The following is a 7,287-nucleotide window of genomic DNA, read 5'->3' as shown; positions in this document are numbered from 1 at the left end:
TTATGGGGATCCGGCATTGGGGGCGACGTAAGCAGCTTTCCATTTCCCGCCAACGTTGGAGCGACGGGAGTGTGAGAGAGCGATGACCTGAATGGGCGCAATGATCGAACAGATCTGGATCGGAAAACCAGTACTACCGGCAGAGCCGCAGAGCTCGTGCGTCAGATGTGGATCCGATCCGCTGATCACCATCCCGGCCCGCGGCTTCTGAATGCGCCGCAAAACGAGGCCTGACAGAAGACCGCAATCGATCACACGCCAATAGCGTCAAAAAAACCTTGCACTACGGGCGGCAACCACAGAAGCCGGTAGTTGTTCAGTATCAGAAGTACCAGGACCGCTCCGATAAGACTTGGCAGGGCGAGCAACATGAAAGTCCAGTTGAGCATTGCAACCCAGAGGCCACGAGAAATGGAGGCGCCGGAGGTTTCCGCGCCAGATCGTCCAATGTCCGGGCCTGATGATTGCAAATCACCCGCCAAGCGGCGGGGCAAAGTCAAAGAATCTATAATACTGCTCACCGCTAAAGCTTTCCAAGACTCCCCGAAAGCAGGGTTGTAGACCGATCACCAGATACGAACACTCAGATTGTCATCAAAACGTCGGCAATACCGCACTTTCAAGTCAATAGAGCGACAGCCCTCTCATCGACGTTTGTCTTCAAATTGAGAGATTCTGTCAACCGGGGCGGCGGATACATGCCATGGCCCCAGACCCGGGAGGAAGGCAGGGTTCCCATGCGCCCATGTGTGTAGCCTTTGCCCCGAAAAAACTCGGATCTCTAATAATTATTTATAAAAATCATCACGTTGACGAAAGGGGATGTCGGAACGGGCTGGTTTCTGTGAGCATGGTTAGGGCAAGGTCCGGCCGGTGTTTGTGACTTTAGATAAAATATCACAAATGTGACGGGTGACGGTGAACCGCCTGCTTATGAAGATTAATACATAAGAACGAGCGAAATTTGCATTGCGCGGGTTCGCGCGCAGGCTGCCTACTTAAAGCTTCTTAAGGCTGCGGCCACCGCGAAGCCCCTTTTGCCTATTTTCGTGGCGCATAGGAGAACTCTATCTGTCCGTCGGGAGAGATGCGCGCAAGCGTCAGAAGGTTCGTGGCATATGCCCCTGTATCGACCGAGATCACACCGTTGCGGATTGTGGGTGTATCCACGATCGTATGGCCGTGCGCGACCCATTGGCCATCCCGGCGGGGCGTTTTGGCGAATTCCGGGTGCCCCCACAGGGCGACCTGTTCCTTCTGCAGGGAAATCGGAAGCTTGGGGTCCAGCCCGGCATGGGCAATTGCCAGATTATTGCTGATCCAGACATGGGGTAGGTTTTCCAGCCAATCGAGCAGGCCCGGTGTGAGGCGATCACGGATGGCGGATGCGATGTCCTCGAGTGCTTCCGGGCTGGAGGTCTCGGTGATCCCGCCGAGGTCGAAACTGGCGATTGTCTGCAATCCGCCAAAGCGCAGCCAGTTCCGACCCTTGCTCGGATCGGAAAGAAACTGGAGGAACATTTCCTCATGATTTCCTTTCAGGCAGATCCATTCGCCGTTCCGGCAGCCTTCGAAGACGATCTCCAGTGTCTCGTGTGACTGCATTCCGCGGTCTACGAGGTCTCCGACAAAAACGCGGGTCGCTCCATCTTCAACCGGGGGCAGGGCGCGCAGCAGATGTGCTGTGCCATGAACGTCACCAACGATTTCGATGACTGTTTCCGGTTGGACCGGTTGGAACTCAATCGGGGGCTGCCGTTTTCGAAACAGTCTGGACAGCATAGTCTTGGCCTTGCGAAGTCAGTTGCATTCCCGTTGTAGCCTTGTGTGCGGGCACTTTCCAGCAGATCCCGCCCCGGTGCCGGCAGCGTGAACCCGGCGTGATCTGAGTGCTTTGATGAAAGCCGTTAGCAAGCAGCGCCGGGGTGCCGGAAAACGCCGCGATCGCTGTGATTGCATTGCGAAATCCGGACGGCAAAAGAGGCAGGTCTGAAGGTACGAATTTCCCTGATGTCAATTCTGGTGCGACAACTTGACCTGCGAGTTGGGCGCCACGACGGGGCTAGTCTTGACGATAGTCAAATACGAGTCAGCTTTGTCACTTTATTGAGCAACTAATAGATAGGTATGTCAGGCAGCCAATGGCCACCAGCACGAACCGCCGGAACTTTCTCCGCGCGAAATTTCACATCGCAGACCTGCCCCGCCCCCCGGGAGCGGTCGGGATCAGCCGTTTTTCCGGCCTGTGTGACGGCTGTGGCGATTGTCTGGATGCTTGCCCCGAGGGGATCCTTCGCAAGGATTCACAGGGTCTTGCGGTTCTCGACCTGAAATCCGGTGCCTGCAGCTTCTGTGGCGACTGTATCCAGGCTTGCCAGACCGGCGCGCTGACCGAGGAGGCGCGCGCCGATTGGGATTGGGTAGCCCGCATTCAGGGAGGATGCCTTTCTCTCAACGCCGTGGCTTGCCGGACCTGCCAGGATTTTTGTGACGAACAGGCCATCCGCTTCCGGCTGGAGCCGGGCGGGCGGGCGCGGCCCTTGATCGACGAGACCGCCTGTACCGGATGCGGGGCCTGCGCCGCCGCCTGTCCGGCAGGCGCGATAGATTTTGCGCGAATGGAAACGAACGAACTGGAGGCGACAGCATGAATATCTGTGGATGCCTGGTCCATGCCGCGCCGGGAATGGCGGAGGGCGTCGAGACGATCGCCACCGCCATGGACGGCGTCGAGGTCCATGCCCGAACCGAAGACGACAGGTTGATCGTCGTGGTCGAGGACACCGAGGAAAAGCAAGCCTCCGAGGTGATCATGGACATGCACCAGATCCCCGGCGTGCTGTCCCTGACGCTGACCTATCATCATTTCGAGGACCCGCAGGGCGACGAAGACGCGCCGCAGCCGGTCGCCACCCCCTGCACCATCTGAACCGGAGCCAAGCCAATGACCATGTCAGAATCTCGCCGGACTTTCCTGAAATCCTCCGCAGCGGTGGCGACGGCTTCCGCAGCGGGCATTACGCTCCCGAACGCGCCTGCCGTGGCGCAGGTGCGCACGCCCGACATTCGTTGGGACAAGGCCGCCTGCCGCTATTGCGGCACGGGCTGTTCCGTTTTGGTCGGCACCAAGGAGGGCCGCGTCGTCGCCACCCAGGGCGACCCGGATGCTCCGGTGAACCGGGGCCTGAACTGCATCAAGGGCTATTTCCTGTCCAAGATCATGTATGGCACGGACCGCCTGACGACGCCGATGCTGCGCAAGTCGAACGGCGCATTCGACAAGAATGGTGAATTCGAGCCGGTGAGCTGGGACGAGGCTTTCGACGTAATGGCCGAGAAATGGAAGGCCGCGCTCAAGGAGAAGGGCGGCGCGGGCGTGTCGATCTTCGGCTCGGGCCAGTGGACGGTCTGGGAAGGCTACGCCGCCGCCAAGTTCATGAAGGCGGGCGTGCGGTCGAACAATATCGATCCGAACGCGCGCCATTGCATGGCCTCTGCCGTTGTGGGCTTCATCCGCACCTTCGGCATCGACGAGCCGATGGGCTGCTATGACGACCTTGAGCATGCCGACACCTTCGTGCTCTGGGGCTCCAACATGGCCGAGATGCACCCGATCCTGTGGTCGCGCCTGACCGACACGCGCCTGACCAAGCCGGGTTGCGAGGTGCATGTGCTCTCCACCTTCGAGCACCGCTCCTTCGAACTGGCCGATAACGGCATCATCTTCAAGCCGCAGACGGACCTGGCGATCCTGAACTATATCGCCAACTACATCATCTCGAACGACCTGGTGAACAAGGAGTTCGTCGAGAGGAACGTCAACATCACCAAGACCGACACCGATATCGGCTATGGCCTGCGCGACGAGCACGCGCTGCAACAGGCAGCGGCCAATCCGGATTCCGGCAAGCTGACCCCGATCAGCTTCGAGGAATATGCCGCGGCCGTCTCCGAATACACCGCCGAATATGTCTCCGAGCTGTCCGGTGTTCCGGTCGCGCAGCTTGAGCGCCTTGCCAAGCAATATGCGGACCCGAACCGCAAGGTAATGAGCCTCTGGACGATGGGCTTCAACCAGCACACCCGCGGCTCCTGGGTGAACTCGCTGATGTATAACGTCCACCTGCTCGTGGGAAAGATCTCCGAGCCGGGCAACTCGCCCTTCTCGCTCACTGGCCAGCCCTCGGCCTGTGGTACCGCGCGCGAGGTCGGCACCTTCGCCCACCGCCTGCCGGCCGACATGGTCGTGGCGAACGATGCGCACCGCGAGATCTGCGAGACAGCCTGGAACGTGCCCGCTGGCACCATCCCGCCCAAGCCCGGTTTCCACGCCGTTCTGCAGCACCGCAAGCTGAAGGATGGCGAGCTGAAATGCCACTGGGTGCAGTGCAACAACAACATGCAGGCCGCGCCCAACATGAACGAGGAGGGCTATCCGGGCTATCGCAACCCGGAGACCTTCATCACCGTGTCCGACCCGTACCCGACAGTGACCGCGCTCGCGGCGGACCTCATCCTGCCCACCGCGATGTGGGTGGAGAAGGAAGGCGCCTATGGCAATGCCGAGCGCCGCACGCAGTTCTGGCGCCAGCAGGTCAAGGCGCCGGGTGATGCGAAATCCGATGTCTGGCAGGTGATGGAATTCTCCAAGCGCTTCACGGTCGAGGAGGCCTGGGGCGAAGAGCTTCTGGCGCTGAAACCCGAGCTGCGCGGCAAGACCCTTTACGAGGTGCTGTTCGAAAACGGCGAGGTGAACAAGTTCCCGCTCTCCGAAACCGCCGAGGGCTTCGACAACGATGAATCCGACCACTTCGGCTACTACGTCCAGAAAGGCCTGTTCGAGGAATATGCCGCCTTTGGCCGTGGCCATGCCCACGATCTCGCCCCCTTCGATGTCTACCATCAGGCCCGCGGCCTGCGCTGGCCGGTCGTCGATGGCAAGGAGACGCTCTATCGCTTCCGCGAGGGCTATGACCCCTATGTCAAGGAAGGCGAGGGCGTGAAGTTCTACGGCAAGCCCGACGGCAAGGCGAATATCATCTTCGCCCCCTACGAGCCCGCCGCAGAAGAGCCGGACGAGGAATTCAACCTCTGGCTCTGCACTGGTCGTGTTCTTGAGCACTGGCATTCCGGCTCGATGACCCGCCGCGTGCCGGAGCTGCACCGCTCCTTCCCGGCGGCCGTGGTCTACATGCACCCGAAGGATGCACAGGCGCGCGGCCTGCGGCGCGGACAGGAGATCGTCATCTCCACCCGCCGCGGCGAGGTCAATTCGCGGCTCGAAACCCGTGGTCGGAACAAGGTGCCCGAGGGGCTCGTCTTCATGCCGTGGTTCGACGAGGGCCAGCTTACCAACAAGCTGACGCTCGATGCGACCTGCCCGCTCTCGAAAGAGACCGACTTCAAGAAATGCGCCTGCAAGGTCGAACGGGCCTGAAGGTTGCGCATTCAGGAAACGCGCGCTCACACCGGGTAACAGGACAAAAGCATGGCCACCGCTGCAAAGCCAAAGCATATCGATCGCCGTCGGTTCATGACCGACAGCGCGCGCATGGCTGCGGGATGCGCGGTGGCGGGCTCGCTTCTGGCCTATGTGGCGCGCGAAGCGAAGGCGCTTCCGGATCAGGCCATCCGGCCCCCGGGGGCGCTGGACGAGGACGCCTTCCTCGCGGCTTGCGTGCGTTGCGGGCTGTGTGTGCGGGATTGCCCCTATGACACGCTGGTGCTGGCCGATCTCGGCCAAGACGGCCCGGCGACGGGTACGCCCTATTTCACCGCGCGCGATGTTCCCTGCGAGATGTGTGACGACATCCCTTGCGTGCTCGCCTGTCCGACCGGTGCGCTGGACAAGGGGCTGACCGACATCGAGGACGCCCAGATGGGCACCGCGGTGCTGGTCGACCAGGAGAACTGTCTGAATTATCTCGGGCTGCGTTGCGATGTCTGCTACCGCGTCTGTCCGATGATCGACGAGGCGATAACGCTCGACCTGATCCATAACGCGCGTTCCGGCCATCACGCGATCTTTGCGCCCATCGTGCATGCCGATGCCTGTACCGGCTGCGGGATCTGCGAAAAGAAATGCGTCCTGCCCGAGCCCGCGATCAAGGTGCTGCCGGTGCGTCTGGCGCGCGGCGCTCCGGGCGAGCATTACCGGCTCGGCTGGGAAGAGAAGGACGCCAAGGGCGCGCCGGTCGTCGAAGGCATCATCGACCTGCCCGACCGTCTGCCCGGACCGGGCACGGACAACCTGGCCGCACCGGGAGGCTATATCGAAGGGCTCGTGGACGGGCTGCCCTCCACGCCGGAGGGCGCATTCGAGGGCGGCTTCGATCCGGTCTTCAAGCTGCCGGAGGTGACGCGATGAGCACCAAGGGCAAGGTCCATCTCCCCGTCGGACAGGAAGCGCTGGAAGTGAAGGGCTGGTTCGGCGCGCATAAATATCTCGTGCTGCGGCGCATCAGCCAGGCTTTCTTCCTGTTCCTTTTCCTCATGGGGCCGTGGTTCGGCATCTGGTGGGTGAAGGGGAACCTTGCGGGTTCGATGACCTTCAATTTCCTGCCGCTGAACGATCCGCTGATCCTCGGCCAGATGATGGCCGCCGGCCACTGGCCGGAGACGACCGCGCTCATCGGAGGACTGATCGTTCTCGTGGTCTATGCGCTGATCGGCGGGCGGGTCTATTGTTCCTGGGTCTGCCCGATCAACCCGGTGACTGATGGCGCGCACTGGCTGCACGACAAGCTGAACCTCCAGAAGGGCTGGCAGCCGAAACGCTCCGCCCGCTACTGGATCCTCGCCACCGTCTTCCTAGTCTCGGCCCTGACGGGCACGATTGCCTGGGAGGTGGTGAACCCGGTCACAATGGTGCATCGCGGCCTCGTGTTCGGCATGGGCTTCGTCTGGGCCATGGTCGCGGCGGTTTTCGTCTTCGACCTGATCGTGGCCCGCCGCGGCTGGTGCGGGCATGTCTGCCCCGTCGGCGCCTTCTACAGCCTTGTCGGCACCAAGAGCCTGCTTCGGATCAGCGCGGTGAAGCGCGACGATTGCGACGATTGCATGGATTGCTACGCAGTCTGCCCGGAAAATCAGGTCATCTCGCCCGCGCTGAAGGGCAAGGCCGATGTGACGCCGCTGATCCTCTCGCCCGACTGCACCAATTGCGGGCGGTGCATCGACGTCTGCGCGATGGACGTCTTCAGATTTACCCACCGCTTCGACGCCCGTGTCGAGGCCCCGTCAGATGCGGTTTCGAACCCGGAATCGCCGAACAGAAATGCAGCGTGA

6 protein-coding genes are annotated in these 7,287 nt (G+C 61.4%); 5 read left to right on the top strand and 1 reads right to left on the bottom strand.

What is annotated here, in order from left to right; genetic code table 11:
- Positions 1-1,041 precede the first annotated feature (1,041 nt).
- Complete coding sequence (locus BLR85_RS16660; protein WP_093158662.1) at positions 1,042-1,782, bottom strand: metallophosphoesterase; 741 nt, start codon at positions 1,780-1,782, stop codon at positions 1,042-1,044.
- Positions 1,783-2,141: 359 nt separating this feature from the next.
- Between BLR85_RS16660 and napF the strand changes: the two genes are divergently transcribed.
- Genes napF through napH form a run of 5 tightly spaced genes read left to right on the top strand, consistent with a single transcriptional unit; the run spans position 2,142 to position 7,287 of the window.
- Complete coding sequence (gene napF, locus BLR85_RS16655; protein WP_093158658.1) at positions 2,142-2,651, top strand: ferredoxin-type protein NapF; 510 nt, start codon at positions 2,142-2,144, stop codon at positions 2,649-2,651.
- Positions 2,648-2,929 carry a chaperone NapD gene (locus tag BLR85_RS16650; protein ID WP_093158653.1) on the top strand — a complete coding sequence of 94 codons (282 nt, stop codon included), beginning with the start codon at positions 2,648-2,650 and terminating at the stop codon, positions 2,927-2,929. The genes napF and BLR85_RS16650 overlap by 4 nt, the downstream gene beginning before the upstream one ends.
- Positions 2,930-2,944: 15 nt before the next feature.
- Positions 2,945-5,437 (top strand): nitrate reductase catalytic subunit NapA, encoded by a 2,493-nt coding sequence (napA, locus tag BLR85_RS16645; protein WP_093158648.1) that lies wholly within the window; start codon positions 2,945-2,947, stop codon positions 5,435-5,437.
- Positions 5,438-5,488: 51 nt separating this feature from the next.
- Positions 5,489-6,367: a ferredoxin-type protein NapG gene (napG, locus tag BLR85_RS16640; RefSeq protein ID WP_093158645.1), complete on the top strand. Its 879-nt coding sequence runs from the start codon at positions 5,489-5,491 to the stop codon at positions 6,365-6,367.
- Positions 6,364-7,287 (top strand): quinol dehydrogenase ferredoxin subunit NapH, encoded by a 924-nt coding sequence (gene napH / locus BLR85_RS16635; protein ID WP_093158642.1) that lies wholly within the window; start codon positions 6,364-6,366, stop codon positions 7,285-7,287. Before napG ends, napH begins: the two co-directional genes overlap by 4 nt.

Source organism: Aliiruegeria lutimaris (assembly GCF_900099935.1).
GTDB lineage: Bacteria > Pseudomonadota > Alphaproteobacteria > Rhodobacterales > Rhodobacteraceae > Tropicimonas > Tropicimonas lutimaris.
This window is presented reverse-complemented; position numbering and strand designations above follow the sequence as displayed.